The organism is Streptomyces sp. NPDC058240 (genome assembly GCF_042882135.1).
Taxonomy (GTDB): domain Bacteria; phylum Actinomycetota; class Actinomycetes; order Streptomycetales; family Streptomycetaceae; genus Streptomyces.
On record NZ_JBHVWT010000008.1, the window covers coordinates 93854 to 110562 of the forward strand.

Sequence of the window (16709 nt, forward strand, 5' to 3'; positions counted from 1 at the left end):
ATAACGGCGTCAGCGCGTGGCTGCCGCGAGAGATTCCCGCGCGGCGGCGGCGACGTGCTCGCCGGTGAAGCCGAACTCGCGGAAGAGGACCTTGGCGTCGGCCGAGGCACCGAAGTGCTCCAGCGAGACGATCCGGCCGGCGTCACCGACGTAGCGGTACCAGGTCAGGCCGATGCCGGCCTCGACGGCGACGCGCGCCTTCACGGACGGCGGCAGGACGCTGTCCTTGTACGCCTGGTCCTGCTCCTCGAACCACTCGACCGACGGCATCGAGACCACCCGGGTCGGAATGCCGGCCGCCTGCAGCTCCTCACGCGCCTCGACGGCGAGGTGCACCTCGGAGCCCGTACCGATCAGCAGGACCTGCGGCTCGCCGCCCTCGGCCTCGAAGAGCACGTAGCCGCCCTTGGCCGCGTCCTCGTTCGCCTCGTACGTCGGAACGCCCTGGCGGGTCAGCGCCAGACCGTGCGGGGCGCCCTTGCCGAACACCTTGGTGTAGCGGCGCAGGATCTCGCGCCAGGCGATGGAGGTCTCGTTGGCGTCGGCCGGGCGGACGATGTTCAGGCCCGGGATGGCGCGCAGCGCGGCCAGGTGCTCCACCGGCTGGTGGGTCGGGCCGTCCTCGCCGAGACCGATCGAGTCGTGCGTCCACACGTAGGTCACCGGCAGGTGCATCAGCGCGGACAGGCGCACGGCGTTGCGCATGTAGTCGGAGAACACCAGGAAGGTGCCGCCGTAGATACGGGTGTTGCCGTGCAGCGCGATGCCGTTCATGGCCGCGGCCATGGCGTGCTCGCGGATACCGAAGTGGATCGTGCGGCCGTACGGGTCCGCGCCCGGCAGCGGGTTGCCCGCCGGGAGGAACGACGACGTCTTGTCGATCGTGGTGTTGTTCGAGCCCGCGAGGTCGGCGGAGCCGCCCCACAGCTCGGGGATGATCTCGCCGAGCGCCTGGAGCACCTTGCCGGAGGCGGCACGGGTGGCGACACCCTTGCCCGGCTCGAAGACCGGAAGCCGGTCCTCCCAGCCCGCGGGCAGCTCGCCGGCGGCGATCCGGTCGAACTCGGCGGCGCGCTCCGGGTTGGCGGTGCGCCACGCGGCGAAGGTCTTCTCCCACTCGCCCCGGGCCTCACGGCCGCGGTCCAGCGCCTCACGGGTGTGGGCGATGACCTCGTCGGCGACCTCGAAGGTCTTCTCCGGGTCGAAACCGAGGACCTTCTTCGTGGCGGCGACCTCTTCGTCACCGAGCGCCGAGCCGTGCGAGGCCTCGGTGTTCTGGGCGTGCGGCGCGGGCCAGGCGATGATCGAGCGGGCCGCGATGAACGACGGGCGCCCGGTCTCGGCCTTGGCGGCCTGCAGCGCGCGGTACAGACCCGCCGGGTCCAGGTCGCCGTTGGGCAGCTGCTCGACGCGCTGGACGTGCCAGCCGTACGCCTCGTACCGCTTCAGGGTGTCCTCGGAGACCGCGGTCTCCGTGTCGCCCTCGATGGAGATGTGGTTGTCGTCCCACAGCAGGACCAGGTTGCCCAGCTTCTGGTGCCCGGCCAGCGAGGACGCCTCCGCGGAGATGCCCTCCTGGAGGCAGCCGTCACCGGCGATGGCCCAGACCATGTGGTCGAACGGGGAGGTGCCGGGGGCCGCCTCCGGGTCGAACAGGCCGCGCTCGTAGCGGGCGGCCATCGCCATGCCCACAGCGTTGGCGACACCCTGGCCCAGCGGGCCGGTGGTCGTCTCGACGCCGGTGGTGTGGCCGTACTCCGGGTGGCCGGGGGTCTTCGAGCCCCAGGTGCGGAAGGCCTTGAGGTCATCGAGCTCCAGGCCGTACCCGGCCAGGTAGAGCTGGATGTAGAGGGTCAGGCTGGTGTGACCGGCCGAGAGCACGAACCGGTCGCGCCCGGCCCAGTCCGCGTCGGCGGGGTCGTGGCGCATCACCTTCTGGAAGAGGGTGTACGCGGCGGGAGCGAGGCTCATGGCCGTACCAGGGTGGCCGTTTCCGACCTTCTGTACGGCGTCCGCTGCAAGGACACGGACAGTGTCCACGGCCCGCTGGTCCAATTCGGTCCACTGGAGATCTGTGGTGGTCGGCTTGGTGCTCACCCTGAGTCAGGGCTCCTCTCCACTGTTGTAAACCGGTGACTGTGACCGCACCGGGCGTTGTCGAGCCTACCCCCGTCGGAACATGCATTTTCCGCTGCTTTCCAGGGTGCAGGCGGCCCGCGGAGTTCGCCTCCCGTATGAGCGCGACGGCTCACTTCTGCGCTACTCCGATGAGCGCTTCTCCTTACTTATGGGCCCTGTGGCGAGCGCGTCCCGATACTTCTGTTCCGCTCCGGTGAGCGGTACCCCAGCTCATGGGCCCCGCTTCCGCGCCGCTCCAACACGACCCACCCCCGCGAAGGGCGGCCTGTCCCCAACGTCTACAGTGGTCTGGTTCGCGCAAGTCTTTACCGGGCCTTCACGCCCGGAGCTTGCTGGGATTTCTCTGTCAGGGGTGTGCGTGACGGCCGTCGAGTCCCGACCCGCAGGGGTCGCCTTGACTCCCAGCCCAGGGGGCCATCGCCCGTTCGGGGCCCGTGTCAAGGCATTCGTGGCGCTGACCAAGCCGCGGATCATCGAGCTGTTGCTGATCACCACTGTTCCGGTGATGTTCCTCGCCGCTCAGGGTGTGCCAGACCTGTGGCTCGTTGTCACCACCACCATCGGCGGATACCTCTCCGCCGGCGGTGCCAACGCGCTGAACATGTACATCGACCGCGACATCGACGCGTTGATGGACCGTACGTCGCAGCGCCCGCTGGTCACCGGCATGGTGAGCCCGCGTGAGTGCCTGGTCTTCGGTTTCGCCCTCGCGGCGATCTCGACGGTCTGGTTCGGCCTGCTGGTGAACTGGCTCTCGGCGGCGCTGTCGCTCGGCGCGCTGCTGTTCTACGTCGTCGTCTACACGATGTTGCTCAAGCGCCGTACCTCGCAGAACATCGTCTGGGGCGGCATCGCGGGCTGCATGCCCGTTCTCATCGGCTGGTCGGCCGTGACGAACTCGATGTCCTGGGCCGCGGTGATCCTCTTCGCCGTCATCTTCTTCTGGACGCCGCCGCACTACTGGCCGCTCTCCATGAAGGTGAAGGAGGACTACGCCCGGGTCGGCGTCCCGATGCTTCCGGTCGTCGCGTCCAACCGGGTGGTGGCCCGCCAGATCGTCATCTACAGCTGGGTGATGGTGGCCGTCTCGCTGCTGCTCACCCCGCTGGGCTACACCGGCTGGTTCTACACGGCGGTGGCGCTGGCGACCGGCGGGTTCTGGCTCTGGGAGGCGCACGGCCTGCAGAGCCGGGCCAAGGCCGGAGTGACCGGAGGAAAGCTCAAGGAGATGCGGCTGTTCCACTGGTCCATCACCTATGTCTCGCTGCTCTTCGTCGCGGTGGCGGTCGACCCCTTCCTCAGGTAGTCCCGCTCCTCGATCCCTGCCGACGGGCGGGGTACGTGGCCCAGGCCACGTACCCCGCCCGTCGCACGTTGAGCTACCCGTCGGTAGCATCCTGGGCATGGCTGAGACGGCAGAGACCAAGGTGGAGAGCGGCAAGCAGGCGGCCCGCGCGGAGCGCAGGGCGGCGAAGCTCGCCAAGGAGATCGGCGCCTTCTCCAAGGCGCACGGCGGTGCGGAGGGACAGCTCGCCTACATCGGGCAGATGGGCACCCGCATCGTGCTCGTGGGCGAGGACGGCGGCTGGGGCGACCTGGTCGCCCCGTCGTACGAGGTCGCCGAGAGCGCCACGCGGAAGGCCGGGATCACGATGCACGAGTCCTTCGACGGGGAGTTCGCCGCGAAGGTCCGCACCGGCCCGTACGAGTGGACGCGGATGGCCGGCATCCAGGTCGGCGGCCCCTCCAACGAGGCCTGAGCGCGCGAGGTCTGGGCGCGCGAGGTCTGAGTGCGCGGTTCCCTTCATACGTCGATCGCCGGACGGTTCCTTCTCGGAACCGTCCGGCGATCGACGTACGGCGGAGGGGGGCCGCCCGCGGTCAGCCCGCCGCTGCGGGCTCCGGCTGCTCGGCGGCGGGGCCGGACACCGCGGCCGCGGTCACGGGACGCTCACGCAGCGACAGGAGCACCCGCACGACCGCGATCCACACCAGGCACGAGCCCAGCATGTGCAGGCCGACCAGGATCTCCGGCGTGTCGGTGAAATATTGCACGTACCCGATCACGCCCTGCGCCATCAGCACCAGGAAGAGGTCGCGGGCGCGGTGCAGCGGTCCGATCGGCGCGTCGACGGCCTTCAGCACGAACCAGAGCGCCACGGTCAGGGCCACCACGACCCAGGCCAGATCGGCGTGCAGCTGCGTGATCATCTTCCAGTCGATCGGAATGCGGTGCACGTCGCTGGAGTCGCCCGCGTGCCGTCCGGCGCCCGTGACCACCGTGCCGACCGCGATCAGCAGCCCCGCGGCGACCGCGAGCAGCCAGGTCAGCTGGGACACCGCCTTGCCGACCAGCGGCCGGGGTTCCTCGTCGCCCTCGCGGACCCGCTGCCAGGTCACCATCGCGACGGTGAGCAGTGCCGTGGAGAGCAGGAAGTGCGCCGCGACGGTGTACGGGTTGAGGCCGACCAGCACCACGATGCCGCCGAGCACGGCATTGCCCATGACCACCCAGAACTGCACCCAGCCGAGCCTGGTCAGGCTGTGTCGCCAGGGTTTGGCGGACCGGGCGGCGATGATCGCCCATCCGACGGCCGCGCACAGGACGTACGTCAGCATCCGGTTACCGAACTCGATGACGCCGTGGAAGCCCATCTCGCTCGTCGCCGTGAGGCTCTCGTCGGTGCACTTGGGCCAGGTCGGGCAGCCGAGGCCGGAGCCGGTCAGCCGTACCGCGCCACCGGTCACGACGATGAGTACGGCCATGACGACGGCCGACATGGCCGCACGGCGGACCGTGCGGGGGGTGGGGGTCCATCGCTCGGCGATGTACAGGAGCGGGTTCCGCGCGGCTTGAGCGACTTCGGCTCGGGTCAGCTTGGGCACGCGCACCATCGTAGGCGGCGGCTTGTGCAAGCTTTCACGAGGGGGACGAGTTACCCCGAAACGTCGACGGAGCGCGTTCGAGGCCTCACTCCCAGGGGCCCCACCTCCGGCGGCCCCACTTCCGGCGGCCTCACTCCCAGCGGAAGAACTTCGCCGCCGCGCCCAGCCCGAGAACCGCCCACACCGCCAGGATGCCGAGGTCGCCCCACGGCATCGACGCCCCGTGCTGGAGCACCTCGCGCAGACCGTCCGACAGGGCCGCGATCGGCAGCAGCCCGAGCACCGACTGCAACGCGTCCGGGAACTTGTCCAGCGGCACGATGACCCCGCCGCCGACCAGCAGCAGCAGGAAGACCAGGTTGGCCGCGGCGAGCGTCGCCTCCGCCTTGAGCGTCCCGGCCATCAGCAGCCCGAGCCCGGAGAAGGCCCCCGTGCCGAGCACGAGCAGCAGCAGGACGGCGAAGGGGTTGCCGTGCGGCGACCAGCCCAGCGCGAACGCGATCACCGTGAGCAGCACCACCTGCAGCACCTCGGTGACCAGCACCGCGAGGGTCTTGGCGGTCATCAGCGCCCAGCGCGGCAGCGGCGAGGCGCCGAGCCGCTTCAGCACCCCGTACCGCCGCTCGAAACCGGTGGCGATGGCCTGGCCCGTGAAGGCCGTGGACATCACGGCCAGCGCGAGGATGCCGGGGGTCAGGAAGTCGACGGACTCGCCCGCGCCGGTGTCCACGATGTCGACCGCGCTGAACAGCACCAGCAGCAGCGTCGGGATGATCACGGTCAGCAGCAGCTGCTCGCCGTTGCGCAGCAGCATCCGCGTCTCCAGGGCGGTCTGCGCGGTGATCATGCGGCCCAGCGGGGCGGCGCCCGACTGCGGGGTGTACGTACCGGCGCTCATGCGCGCAGCTCCTTGCCGGTCAGTTCCAGGAAGACGTCCTCCAGCGTGTGCCGCTCCACGGAGATGCCGGACGGCATCACTCCGTTCTGCGCGCACCAGGAGGTGACGGTGGCCAGCAGCTCCGGGTTGACGTCACCGCTGATGCGGTACGCGCCGGGGGTGAGCTCGGCCGCCTCGGTGCCGTCGGGCAGCGCCTTCAGCAGCGACCCGACGTCCAGACCGGGGTGACCGGTGAAGCGCAGGGTGTTCTCGGCACCGCCGCGGCAGAGCGTCTCGGGACTGCCCTGGGCGATGACCTTGCCCGCGTCGATGACGGCGACATCGTCGGCGAGCTCCTCGGCCTCGTCCATGAAGTGCGTGGTGAGGACGACCGACACCCCGTCGGTGCGCAGCTCGCGTACGAGCTCCCAGGTGGAGCGGCGGGCCTGCGGGTCGAGGCCGGCGGTCGGCTCGTCGAGGAAGACCAGTTCGGGGCGGCCGACGACGGCCATCGCCAGGGCGAGCCGCTGCTGCTGGCCGCCGGAGAGCCGCCGGTAGGTCGTACGGCCGCAGCTGTCGAGGCCGAGGCGCTCGATCAGGGTGTCGACGTCCAGCGGGTGGGCGTGGAGCTTCGCCATGTGGCGGAGCATCTCGTCGGCACGTGCTCCGGAGTAGACACCACCCGACTGGAGCATCACGCCGATCCGGGGGCGGAGCTTCGCGGCGTCGGCGACCGGGTCGAGGCCGAGGACCCGTACCGTCCCGGCGTCGGGGCGGCGGTATCCCTCGCAGGTCTCGATGGTGGTGGTCTTGCCGGCGCCGTTGGGGCCGAGGACGGCGGTGACCGCGCCGGTGCGTACACACAGGTCGAGGCCGTCCACAGCGGTCTTGCGGCCGTACCGCTTCACCAGGCCGCGGACCTCTACGGCCGACTCGCTCTTCATGGCCGGTAAGTCTAGGCAGGGGCGGAATGACCCCGTCTCCCGGGGCCGGATTAGGTAACCCTAAGTGATGAATGGCACCGTAGATCGTTTCGGACCGTGGTTGTCAGGGCCGGATGAATTACGCAACAATGGCGTTGTGAAATACGTCGGCGAGGCTCCGCAGGAGGAACTCGCGACCGGGGAGCGCTCCACGCGCAACCGGGTCGCGCGGTCCATCCTGGACCACGGCCCGTCCACCGTCGCCGAGCTGGCCAAGCGCCTCGGCCTCACCCAGGCCGCGGTCCGCCGCCATCTCGACGCCCTCGTCTCCGACGGCGTCGTCGAGGCCCGTGAGCAGCGGGTCTACGGGGCGCGGACCCGTGGCCGCCCGGCCAAGGTGTTCGCCCTCACCGACTGCGGCCGGGACGCCTTCGACCAGTCCTACGACAAGCTCGCGGCGGACGCCCTGCGCTGGATCGCCGAGACCGCGGGCGAGGAGGCGGTCACCGCTTTCGCCCGTGCCAGGATCGCGGCCCAGTCCGAGGCGTACCGCACGGCGGTCGAGGCCGCGGACCCCGAGGCCCGCACCGAGGCGCTGGCCAAGGCCTTGTCGGCCGACGGGTACGCTGCTACGGCGCGTGGCGCGCCCGGTCCTCAGCAGGGCGAGCAGTTGTGCCAGCACCACTGCCCGGTCGCCCATGTCGCCGAGCAGTACCCGCAGCTGTGCGAGGCGGAGACGGAGTTCTTCTCCAGCCTCCTCGGGACGCATGTGCAGCGTCTGGCCACCATCGCCCACGGCGACGGTGTGTGCACGACGTACATTCCGCGCAGCGGCCACTCAGCACCACAGACCACCAATTCAGCATCTGCAAGCACGGCCGGGAGGAACCCCGCATGACGCTCCCTACGGAGACTGCCCACCCTGAGCTCGAGGGTCTGGGCACGTACGAATTCGGCTGGGTCGACTCCGACGCGGCCGGTGCCGCAGCCAAGCGCGGGCTCTCCGAGGAGGTCGTCCGCGACATCTCGGCCAAGAAGAACGAGCCCGAGTGGATGCTGAAGCTGCGCCTCAAGGGCCTGCGGCTCTTCGACAAGAAGCCCATGCCGAACTGGGGCTCCGACCTCTCGGGCATCGACTTCGACAACATCAAGTACTTCGTGCGGTCCACCGAGAAGCAGGCGGAGTCCTGGGAGGACCTGCCCGAGGACATCAAGAACACCTACGACAAGCTCGGCATCCCGGAGGCGGAGAAGCAGCGCCTGGTCGCCGGTGTCGCCGCGCAGTACGAGTCCGAGGTCGTCTACCACCAGATCCGTGAGGACCTGGAGGAGCAGGGCGTCATCTTCCTCGACACCGACACCGCGCTGAAGGAGCACCCGGAGCTCTTCAAGGAGTACTTCGGCACCGTCATCCCGGTCGGCGACAACAAGTTCGCCTCGCTGAACTCGGCCGTGTGGTCCGGCGGCTCGTTCATCTACGTGCCCAAGGGTGTCCGCGTCGACATCCCGCTGCAGGCCTACTTCCGTATCAACACGGAGAACATGGGCCAGTTCGAGCGGACGCTGATCATCGTCGACGAGGACGCCTACGTCCACTACGTCGAGGGCTGCACCGCCCCGATCTACTCCTCCGACTCGCTGCACTCCGCGGTCGTCGAGATCATCGTGAAGAAGGGCGGCCGCTGCCGCTACACGACGATCCAGAACTGGTCGAACAACGTCTACAACCTGGTCACCAAGCGCGCCGTGGCCTACGAGGGCGCGACCATGGAGTGGGTCGACGGCAACATCGGCTCCAAGGTCACCATGAAGTACCCGGCCGTCTACCTGATGGGCGAGCACGCCAAGGGCGAGACCCTGTCCATCGCCTTCGCGGGCGAGGGCCAGCACCAGGACGCCGGCGCCAAGATGGTCCACATGGCGCCGAACACCTCCTCCAACATCGTCTCCAAGTCGGTGGCGCGAGGCGGCGGCCGCACCTCCTACCGCGGTCTGATCGAGATCGGCGAGGGCGCGCCGGGCGCGAAGTCCAACGTTCTCTGTGACGCGCTGCTGGTCGACACGATCTCCCGCTCCGACACCTACCCCTACGTCGACGTCCGCGAGGACGACGTGTCGATGGGGCACGAGGCGACTGTCTCCAAGGTCTCCGAGGACCAGCTCTTCTACCTGATGAGCCGTGGTCTGACGGAGTTCGAGGCGATGGCGATGATCGTGCGCGGCTTCGTCGAGCCGATCGCGAAGGAGCTGCCGATGGAGTACGCCCTCGAGCTCAACCGGCTGATCGAGCTGCAGATGGAGGGCTCGGTCGGCTAGCACGGCCCGACGACCGATTCCCCCGACTTTTGACAGAGAAAGCGAGCACTACGACAGCCATGGCTGAGGCTCAGAACATTCCGGCGGGTTCCACCACCACCGGGTCCATCGCGGTGGCCGCCGAGTCGACCGTCGCCACGCGCATGAGCGCGCCCCCGTCCTTCGACGTCGCGGACTTCCCGGTCCCGCACGGCCGTGAGGAGGAGTGGCGGTTCACGCCGCTGGAGCGGCTGCGCGGGCTGCACGACGGCACGGCCGTCGCCACCGGCGGCGGCGGTGTGAAGGTCGCGATCGAGGCCCCCGAGGGCGTCACGGTCGAGACCGTCGGCCGCGACGACGCCCGGCTCGGCAGGGCCGGAATCCCGGTGGACCGCGTCGCCGCCCAGGCGTACACGTCCTTCGAGCAGGCGTCCGTCGTCACGGTCGCCAAGGAGGCCGTGCTCACCGAGCCGATCCGCATCGCGGTGCACGGCGAGGGCGGCGTGGCCTACGGCCACCAGGTCATCGAGCTGGGTGCCTTCGCCGAGGCCGTCGTCGTCATCGACCACACCGGTGACGCGGTGCTCGCCGCCAACGTCGACTACGTCCTCGGCGACGGCGCCAAGCTCACCGTCGTCTCGGTGCAGGACTGGGACGAGACCGCGGTCCACGTCGGCCAGCACAACGCGCTGGTCGGCCGGGACGCCTCGTTCAAGTCGATCGTCGTCACCTTCGGCGGCGACCTCGTCCGGCTCCACCCGCGCGTCAGCTACGCGGGCACCGGCGGCGAGGCCGAGCTCTTCGGTCTGTACTTCACCGACAAGGGCCAGCACCAGGAGCACCGCCTCCTGGTCGACCACAACACCCCGCACTGCAAGTCCAACGCCGCCTACAAGGGTGCGCTCCAGGGCGAGGGCGCACACGCCGTGTGGATCGGTGACGTCCTCATCCGGGCCAAGGCCGAGGGCACCGACACCTACGAGATGAACCGCAACCTCGTCCTCACGGACGGCGCGCGGGTCGACTCCGTGCCCAACCTGGAGATCGAGACCGGCGAGATCGTCGGCGCCGGCCACGCCTCCGCGACCGGCCGGTTCGACGACGAGCAGCTCTTCTACCTGATGTCCCGGGGCATCGGGGCCGAGGAGGCCCGCCGGCTCGTCGTGCGCGGCTTCTTCGCCGAGCTCGTCCAGCAGATCGGTCTGCCGGACGTCGAGGCGCGGCTGCTGGAGAAGATCGAGGCCGAGCTGAAGGCATCCGTCTGATGGCCTTCGTCAAAGCCTGCGCGCTGAGTGAGCTGGAGGACGACACCCCCAAGCGGGTGGAGCTCGACGGCGTCCCGGTGTCCGTCGTCCGTACCGAGGGCGAGGTGTACGCGATCAACGACATCTGCTCGCACGCGAACGTCTCACTGTCCGAGGGAGAGGTCGAGGACTGCATGATCGAGTGCTGGCTGCACGGCTCCAGCTTCGACCTGCGCACCGGCAAGCCGTCCGGCCTTCCCGCGACGCGCCCCGTCCCCGTATACCCCGTCAAGATCGAAGGGGACGATGTGCTCGTCTCCGTCACCCAGGAGTCCTGAGTCACCCATGGCAACGCTTGAAATCCGCGACCTGCACGTTTCCGTCGAGGCCGACAACGCCACGAAGGAGATCCTCAAGGGCGTCGACCTGACCGTGAAGCAGGGCGAGACCCACGCCATCATGGGCCCCAACGGGTCCGGCAAGTCCACCCTCGCGTACTCCCTCGCGGGTCACCCCAAGTACACGATCACCAGCGGTTCGGTGACCCTGGACGGCGAGGACGTCCTGGAGATGTCCGTCGACGAGCGCGCCCGCGCCGGTCTGTTCCTCGCGATGCAGTACCCGGTCGAGATCCCCGGTGTCTCGGTCTCCAACTTCCTCCGCACCTCCGCCACCGCCGTCCGCGGCGAGGCGCCCAAGCTGCGTACCTGGGTGAAGGAGGTCAAGGAGACGATGGCCGGGCTCCAGATGGACCCGGCGTTCGCCGAGCGCAACGTCAACGAGGGCTTCTCCGGCGGTGAGAAGAAGCGCCACGAGATCCTTCAGCTGGAGCTCCTCAAGCCGAAGGTCGCGATCCTCGACGAGACCGACTCCGGCCTGGACGTCGACGCGCTGCGCATCGTCTCCGAGGGCGTCAACCGGGTCCGCGAGACCGGCGAGGTCGGCACCCTGCTGATCACGCACTACACGCGGATCCTCCGCTACATCAAGCCCGACTTCGTGCACGTCTTCGCCAACGGCCGCATTGCCGAGTCCGGCGGCGCCGAGCTCGCCGACAAGCTGGAGAACGAGGGCTACGAGGCATATGTGAAGGGTGGCGCTTCCGCGTGACACAGCTGCCGGGCCTCCTCGACACCGAGGCGATCCGCAAGGACTTCCCCCTGCTGGATCGTACGGTCCACGACGGGAAGAAGATCGTCTACCTGGACAGTGCCGCGACCTCGCAGAAGCCGCGCCAGGTGCTCGACGCCCTCAACGAGTACTACGAGCGGCACAACGCCAACGTGCATCGCGGTGTGTACACGATCGCGGAGGAGGCCACGGCGCTGTACGAAGGCGCCCGTGACAAGGTCGCCGCGTTCATCAACGCGCCCAGCCGCGACGAGGTGATCTTCACCAAGAACGCCTCCGAGTCGCTCAACCTCGTGGCCAACATGCTCGGCTGGGCCGATGAGCCCTACCGGGTGGACCACGACACCGAGATCGTCACCACGGAGATGGAGCACCACTCCAACATCGTGCCGTGGCAGCTGCTCTCGCAGCGCACGGGTGCGAAGCTGAAGTGGTTCGGCATCACCGACGACGGCCGCCTCGACCTGTCCAACATCGAAGAGATCATCACGGAGAAGACGAAGATCGTCTCCTTCACCCTGGTCTCCAACATCATGGGCACGATCAACCCGGTCGAGAAGATCATCCGCCGGGCCCAGCAGGTCGGCGCGCTGGTCTGCATCGACGCCTCGCAGGCCGCCCCGCACATGGTGCTCGACGTGCAGGCGCTGCAGGCCGACTTCGTGGCCTTCACCGGTCACAAGATGGTCGGCCCGACCGGCATCGGCGTGCTCTGGGGACGGCAGGAGCTCCTGGAGGACCTGCCGCCGTTCCTCGGTGGCGGCGAGATGATCGAGACCGTGTCGATGCACTCGTCGACCTACGCCCCCGCGCCGCACAAGTTCGAGGCCGGTACGCCCCCGATCGCCCAGGCCGTCGGCCTCGGCGCGGCCGTGGACTACCTCTCGGCGATCGGCATGGAGAAGATCTACCGGCACGAGCACGCGATCACCGAGTACGCGGTGAAGCGGCTCCTGGAGGTCCCGGATCTCAGGATCATCGGTCCGGCGACGGCCGAGGACCGCGGCGCCACGATCTCCTTCACGCTCGGTGACATCCACCCGCACGACGTGGGCCAGGTGCTCGACGAACAGGGCATCGCGGTCCGGGTCGGACACCACTGCGCACGGCCGGTCTGCCTGCGGTACGGAATTCCTGCGACGACGCGAGCGTCGTTCTATCTGTACTCCACGCCCGCCGAGGTCGACGCCCTGGTGGACGGACTGGAACACGTACGGAACTTTTTCGGTTAATTGGCAGAGCGGCTGAGGGTTGACTGGTGAAGCTTGATTCCATGTACCAGGAAGTGATCCTGGACCACTACAAGCACCCCCACGGGCGCGGCCTGCGGGACGGCGACGCCGAGGTGCACCACGTCAACCCGACGTGCGGCGACGAGATCACTCTCCGGGTGAAGTACGACGGCGAGACCATCGTCGACGTGTCGTACGAGGGGCAGGGCTGCTCCATCAGCCAGGCCAGCGCCTCCGTGCTGAACGACCTGCTGGTCGGCAAGGAACTGGGCCAGGCGCAGAAGATCCAGGAGACCTTCCTGGAGCTGATGCAGTCCAAGGGCCAGCTGGAGCCGGACGACGCGATGGAGGAGGTGCTGGAGGACGCGGTCGCGTTCGCCGGCGTCTCGAAGTACCCGGCCCGGGTGAAGTGCGCGCTGCTGAGCTGGATGGCGTGGAAGGACGCGACGGCGAAAGCGCTGTCCGAAGGGAAGACGGCATGAGCGACAACGAGACTCTCACCACCAAGCCGGCCTCCGAGGAGGAGGTCCGCGAGGCGCTGTACGACGTGGTCGACCCCGAGCTGGGCATCGACGTCGTCAACCTGGGCCTGATCTACGGCATCCACATCGACGACGCCAATATCGCCACCCTCGACATGACGCTGACGTCCGCGGCCTGCCCGCTGACCGACGTCATCGAGGACCAGGCGAAGTCCGCGACCGACGGCATCGTCAACGAGCTGCGGATCAACTGGGTCTGGATGCCGCCGTGGGGCCCCGACAAGATCACGGACGACGGGCGCGAGCAGCTGCGCGCCCTGGGCTTCAACGTCTGAGCCCACCGCCGACGACGAACGGCCCCCGGCTCGGTGCCGGGGGCCGTTTTTCGTCGTTGCTTCGTCTGTCGTACGCATGATGTGTGTCCCTCGTTGGCATGGGTACCGGAACGTACCCGCGACACCACGCCGACGAGAGGCATGCCGTGCTGCATCAGTTTTCGCTCCCCGACCGCAGGGCGGCCGCCGCCGCGAGCGGCGTTCTCCTGCTGGCCGCCCTGGGGATCAACACCCCCGCGCACGCCGCGAGTTACGGAACGCCGACGATCGGGCTCTCGGTCTCCTACCTCTCCGGCGCCGTCGGCGCGACCGGTGACCCCGTGGTGACCGTCACCGTCGCCCAGAGCGGGGCCGAGGCGACCGCGCTCGGCGTGGCGGCGTCCGCCAGCTCCAAGCCGTCCGTCGCCGGGACCGGTGATGTGACCGTGACGGGGACCGGGGACACCCGGAAACTCACCGTCGCCGCGCACGGGCGCGGCTACACCGACCTCACGATCAAGGTCACCGGACTCGGCGGCAAGACCGCCACCAGGACGCTGCACTACGCCGCCTCCGCCGCCGTGCAGAACGCCGCCGACACCCGCTACCTCACCGGTTCCTCGGACTCCTCGGCCGCCGTCGACGTCGGTGGCGGCTACGTGGTCGTGGCCGACGACGAGTCCAACACGCTGCGCCTGTACGACCGTTCCGCCTCCGGCGCGCCGGTGAAGACCTGGGACGTCGGCTCGAAGCTCGGGGTGTCGAAGGAGATCGACATCGAGGGCGCGGCACGGGCCGGCAACACCATCTACTGGACCGGTTCGCTCGGCAACAACAAGGACGGCGAGTACAAGTCCGGCCGCAACACCGTCTTCACCACGACGGTGACCGGGTCGGGCGCCGCCACCCAGCTGACGGTGGGCGGCTCGTACAAGAAGCTCCGTGACGACCTCGTCGCCTGGGACGAGTTGAACGGCGACCGGCTCGGCTTCGCCGCGGGGACGGCGGACGGTGAAGCGCCCAAGCAGATCGACGGGTTCAACATCGAGGGCCTGGAGTTCGCGCCCGGCTCGACGACCACCGCGTACCTCGGCTTCCGGGCGCCCCTGGTGCCGCCGAAGTCGGGAGGCAAGGCCCTGATCGTGCCCGTCACCAACTTCGACAAGGTGGCCGGCAGCGGGGCGAAGGCGGTCATGGGCGCGCCGATCGAGCTGGACCTCGGCGGGCTCAGCATCCGGGACATCCGGAAGAACGCCGCCGACCAGTATCTGATCGTGGCCGGTTCCTGGGCTGCCGACGACAACTCCGACCCGTACGCCCTCTACACCTGGGACGGTGTCGCCGCGCACGCGCCGGTCAAGCGGGCCGATCTGCCGACGGCGGACCCGGGCGGCTGGGAGGCCGTCGTGGAGGTGCCGGACCTGACGGTTCCGGGCACCCGGGCGCAGCTGATCACGGATGCCGGATCGGCCGATCTGTACGGGGACGGCACGGAGGCGAAGGACCTCGACCACGCCGAATGGAAGAAGTCCCGGGCCGTCTGGTTCACCGTCGGCGGCTGATAGATCGAACGCCCTTGCGATTCGATGTTGCGAACGGCCATGCCCGCCGGACAGACTGGCGGGCATGGCCGTTTCCTTTTACAGCATCGTCGTCGACACCCGCGATCTGCCGTCGCTCGCCCGCTTCTGGTGCCAAGTGCTCGACTGGCAGCTGCTCTTCGAGGCCGAGGACGAGATCGTCATCGGTGCCGACAAGTCCGCCTGTCCCGGTATCACCTTCGTTCCCGTACCGGAGGGGAAGACGGTCAAGAACCGGCTGCACATCGATCTCGCCCCCGACGACCTGCACGCCGAGGTCGAGCGCATCATCGGGCTCGGGGCGCGGCGGGCCGACATCGGGCAGCAGCCGGATGTGTCCTGGGTGGTGCTGGAGGACCCCGAGGGGAACGAGTTCTGTGTGCTGACGCCGAAGAACTCGCTCATCGACTGAGCGCGGAACCGGGCGGGCCTTCGCGGGCCCGTCCTAGGGGCCGTACTGCGGGGATACGGCCGCCGCCTCGGCGAGGGCCGGGCCCAGGTTCTCCGTACGCATGCGCCGGTCGACGTAGAGCAGCCCGGTCACCAGCTGCGGGAACGTCGCCGAGATGAACTGGCCGATCAGCTGCCCCAGCGCCATGATCACCAGGTAGCCGCTCATGGCGAAGATGATCGCGGCGGGGTTCGGGTCCTCGTCCAGGGTCGATCCGCCGATGATGCCGGAGAACATGCCGAGGAACGAGAACGGGATCTGGACGACGTAGTTCGCCACGGCAGCCAGGGCGAAGGCGAGCAGGGTGATCCCGAGGACCCGCCACCAGTCGCCGCGCACCAACTGCGAGGAGCGTCGCAGCGCGGCCACCGGGGACTGCCCCTCGAACACCGCGGCCGAGGGTGCCAGGCAGAACTTCACACAGAGCCAGATCGCGAGCGGGGCGGTGGCCAGGGCGCCCAGGAAGCCGAGCGCGGCCCACAACGCGACATCGCCCCCGTGTGCCAGGGTGATGGCGCCGATCATGAACGCGAAGAAGCCGACCACCACGAGCACCGTCGGGATCATCGCGATCAGGAAGGTCAGGACCACCGTTCCGAACACCGCCGGTACGCGGGACCAGGCCCGGCGCCAGATGACGGAGAAGGTGGTCGGCCTGCCCAGCACTGCCTCCTGCAGAATCGCGGGAACGGTCGCGTACATCATGGCCGTTCCGACCGCGAAGACGATCAGGGCGAGCAGCCAGACGACACCGAGACCGACCACGATCGGCACCACGTCGGACGACGCCGGGTCCTCGTCCGCGCTGAGCGCGATGATCCGGTGCAGATGACCGCTGACCGCCGAGTACCCGATCAGGACCACGGCAGCCATGAACACCAGTGCCCCGCCGTACACGGCCGCGCCGATGCCGAACAGCTGCTTCCAGTAGCGCCCCAGCGTGCTGAAGGCGCCGCTGAATATGTCCCCGAGCTTCAGGGGCACCAGCGGTATCACCCCGGGCTTCGGCGGTGGCATCCAGCCGCCCCATCCCGGGGGTCCCGGGGGCCCTCCGTACGGTGCTCCGCCGCCCCACCCTGCGTCCTGCGCCACTGCTGCTCCGTCGTATGTCGTTGTCCGGTGTGCTGGTCGGGACACCGTAGCGTCCCGGCCGGC

General features: G+C 69.0%; 17 protein-coding genes. 12 read left to right on the forward strand and 5 right to left on the reverse strand.

All coding sequences use genetic code 11. The features are described 5' to 3' along the window. Positions 1–9 precede the first annotated feature (9 nt). The gene (gene tkt / locus ACFVX4_RS16700; protein ID WP_389977235.1) at positions 10–2097 is read right to left on the reverse strand and encodes a transketolase; all 2088 of its coding nucleotides are present in this window, start codon (positions 2095–2097) and stop codon (positions 10–12) included. A 394-nt stretch (positions 2098–2491) separates the two neighbouring features. On the opposite strand from tkt, the gene ACFVX4_RS16705 reads away from it, so the two are divergent. Together ACFVX4_RS16705 and ACFVX4_RS16710 are read left to right on the forward strand one after the other, a co-directional pair. Continuing rightward, complete coding sequence (locus ACFVX4_RS16705) at positions 2492–3445, forward strand: heme o synthase (RefSeq protein ID WP_389977238.1); 954 nt, start codon at positions 2492–2494, stop codon at positions 3443–3445. 97 nt (positions 3446–3542) lie between these two features. Then, positions 3543–3899, forward strand: a complete 357-nt coding sequence (locus ACFVX4_RS16710) for a hypothetical protein (RefSeq protein ID WP_389977241.1) — start codon at positions 3543–3545, stop codon at positions 3897–3899. A gap of 121 nt (positions 3900–4020) precedes the next feature. On the opposite strand, the gene ACFVX4_RS16715 is transcribed toward ACFVX4_RS16710, so the two are convergent. From ACFVX4_RS16715 to ACFVX4_RS16725, 3 genes are all read right to left on the reverse strand, one after another. After that, complete coding sequence (locus tag ACFVX4_RS16715) at positions 4021–5034, reverse strand: heme A synthase (protein WP_389977244.1); 1014 nt, start codon at positions 5032–5034, stop codon at positions 4021–4023. Between the two features lie 121 nt (positions 5035–5155). Beyond that, positions 5156–5923 (reverse strand): ABC transporter permease, encoded by a 768-nt coding sequence (locus ACFVX4_RS16720; protein ID WP_389977247.1) that lies wholly within the window; start codon positions 5921–5923, stop codon positions 5156–5158. Beyond that, a complete protein-coding gene (locus ACFVX4_RS16725; protein WP_389977250.1) occupies positions 5920–6846 on the reverse strand; it encodes an ABC transporter ATP-binding protein in 927 nt (308 codons plus the stop codon). The genes ACFVX4_RS16720 and ACFVX4_RS16725 overlap by 4 nt, the downstream gene beginning before the upstream one ends. Positions 6847–6982: 136 nt before the next feature. Between ACFVX4_RS16725 and ACFVX4_RS16730 the strand changes: the two genes are divergently transcribed. From ACFVX4_RS16730 to ACFVX4_RS16775, 10 genes are all read left to right on the forward strand, one after another. Then, the gene (locus ACFVX4_RS16730; protein WP_389977253.1) at positions 6983–7723 is read left to right on the forward strand and encodes a helix-turn-helix transcriptional regulator; all 741 of its coding nucleotides are present in this window, start codon (positions 6983–6985) and stop codon (positions 7721–7723) included. Then, positions 7720–9141, forward strand: coding sequence for a Fe-S cluster assembly protein SufB (gene sufB / locus ACFVX4_RS16735; protein ID WP_389977256.1), 1422 nt, complete (start codon positions 7720–7722; stop codon positions 9139–9141). The genes ACFVX4_RS16730 and sufB overlap by 4 nt, the downstream gene beginning before the upstream one ends. A 59-nt stretch (positions 9142–9200) precedes the next feature. Beyond that, a complete protein-coding gene (gene sufD / locus ACFVX4_RS16740) occupies positions 9201–10385 on the forward strand; it encodes a Fe-S cluster assembly protein SufD (protein WP_389977259.1) in 1185 nt (394 codons plus the stop codon). Then, positions 10385–10702 (forward strand): bifunctional 3-phenylpropionate/cinnamic acid dioxygenase ferredoxin subunit, encoded by a 318-nt coding sequence (locus tag ACFVX4_RS16745; RefSeq protein ID WP_072483053.1) that lies wholly within the window; start codon positions 10385–10387, stop codon positions 10700–10702. The genes sufD and ACFVX4_RS16745 overlap by 1 nt, the downstream gene beginning before the upstream one ends. Positions 10703–10709: 7 nt before the next feature. Further along, a complete protein-coding gene (gene sufC / locus ACFVX4_RS16750; protein WP_385331558.1) occupies positions 10710–11474 on the forward strand; it encodes a Fe-S cluster assembly ATPase SufC in 765 nt (254 codons plus the stop codon). Then, the gene (locus ACFVX4_RS16755; protein ID WP_266420966.1) at positions 11471–12727 is read left to right on the forward strand and encodes a cysteine desulfurase; all 1257 of its coding nucleotides are present in this window, start codon (positions 11471–11473) and stop codon (positions 12725–12727) included. The genes sufC and ACFVX4_RS16755 overlap by 4 nt, the downstream gene beginning before the upstream one ends. Positions 12728–12753: 26 nt before the next feature. Next, positions 12754–13209 carry a Fe-S cluster assembly sulfur transfer protein SufU gene (gene sufU / locus ACFVX4_RS16760; RefSeq protein WP_189541171.1) on the forward strand — a complete coding sequence of 152 codons (456 nt, stop codon included), beginning with the start codon at positions 12754–12756 and terminating at the stop codon, positions 13207–13209. Beyond that, positions 13206–13544, forward strand: coding sequence for a metal-sulfur cluster assembly factor (locus ACFVX4_RS16765; RefSeq protein WP_093539690.1), 339 nt, complete (start codon positions 13206–13208; stop codon positions 13542–13544). Before sufU ends, ACFVX4_RS16765 begins: the two co-directional genes overlap by 4 nt. 146 nt (positions 13545–13690) lie before the next feature. Next, positions 13691–15085, forward strand: a complete 1395-nt coding sequence (locus ACFVX4_RS16770; protein ID WP_389977264.1) for a DUF3616 domain-containing protein — start codon at positions 13691–13693, stop codon at positions 15083–15085. 64 nt (positions 15086–15149) lie between these two features. Beyond that, the gene (locus ACFVX4_RS16775) at positions 15150–15515 is read left to right on the forward strand and encodes a VOC family protein (RefSeq protein ID WP_389977267.1); all 366 of its coding nucleotides are present in this window, start codon (positions 15150–15152) and stop codon (positions 15513–15515) included. A gap of 33 nt (positions 15516–15548) precedes the next feature. On the opposite strand, the gene ACFVX4_RS16780 is transcribed toward ACFVX4_RS16775, so the two are convergent. Beyond that, complete coding sequence (locus ACFVX4_RS16780) at positions 15549–16571, reverse strand: hypothetical protein (protein ID WP_389977270.1); 1023 nt, start codon at positions 16569–16571, stop codon at positions 15549–15551. Positions 16572–16709 lie beyond the last annotated feature (138 nt).

What these genes read in the sequence shown, in the direction of transcription:
- ACFVX4_RS16710 (WP_389977241.1), top strand. Translation starts at nt 3,543, where the DNA reads ATGGCTGAGACGGCAGAGACCAAGGTGGAGAGCGGCAAGCAGGCGGCC.
- ACFVX4_RS16715 (WP_389977244.1), bottom strand. Translation starts at nt 5,034, where the DNA reads ATGGTGCGCGTGCCCAAGCTGACCCGAGCCGAAGTCGCTCAAGCCGCG.
- ACFVX4_RS16720 (WP_389977247.1), bottom strand. Translation starts at nt 5,923, where the DNA reads ATGAGCGCCGGTACGTACACCCCGCAGTCGGGCGCCGCCCCGCTGGGC.
- ACFVX4_RS16725 (WP_389977250.1), bottom strand. Translation starts at nt 6,846, where the DNA reads ATGAAGAGCGAGTCGGCCGTAGAGGTCCGCGGCCTGGTGAAGCGGTAC.
- sufB (WP_389977256.1), top strand. Translation starts at nt 7,720, where the DNA reads ATGACGCTCCCTACGGAGACTGCCCACCCTGAGCTCGAGGGTCTGGGC.
- sufD (WP_389977259.1), top strand. Translation starts at nt 9,201, where the DNA reads ATGGCTGAGGCTCAGAACATTCCGGCGGGTTCCACCACCACCGGGTCC.
- ACFVX4_RS16745 (WP_072483053.1), top strand. Translation starts at nt 10,385, where the DNA reads ATGGCCTTCGTCAAAGCCTGCGCGCTGAGTGAGCTGGAGGACGACACC.
- sufC (WP_385331558.1), top strand. Translation starts at nt 10,710, where the DNA reads ATGGCAACGCTTGAAATCCGCGACCTGCACGTTTCCGTCGAGGCCGAC.
- ACFVX4_RS16765 (WP_093539690.1), top strand. Translation starts at nt 13,206, where the DNA reads ATGAGCGACAACGAGACTCTCACCACCAAGCCGGCCTCCGAGGAGGAG.
- ACFVX4_RS16775 (WP_389977267.1), top strand. Translation starts at nt 15,150, where the DNA reads ATGGCCGTTTCCTTTTACAGCATCGTCGTCGACACCCGCGATCTGCCG.
- ACFVX4_RS16780 (WP_389977270.1), bottom strand. Translation starts at nt 16,571, where the DNA reads ATGCCACCGCCGAAGCCCGGGGTGATACCGCTGGTGCCCCTGAAGCTC.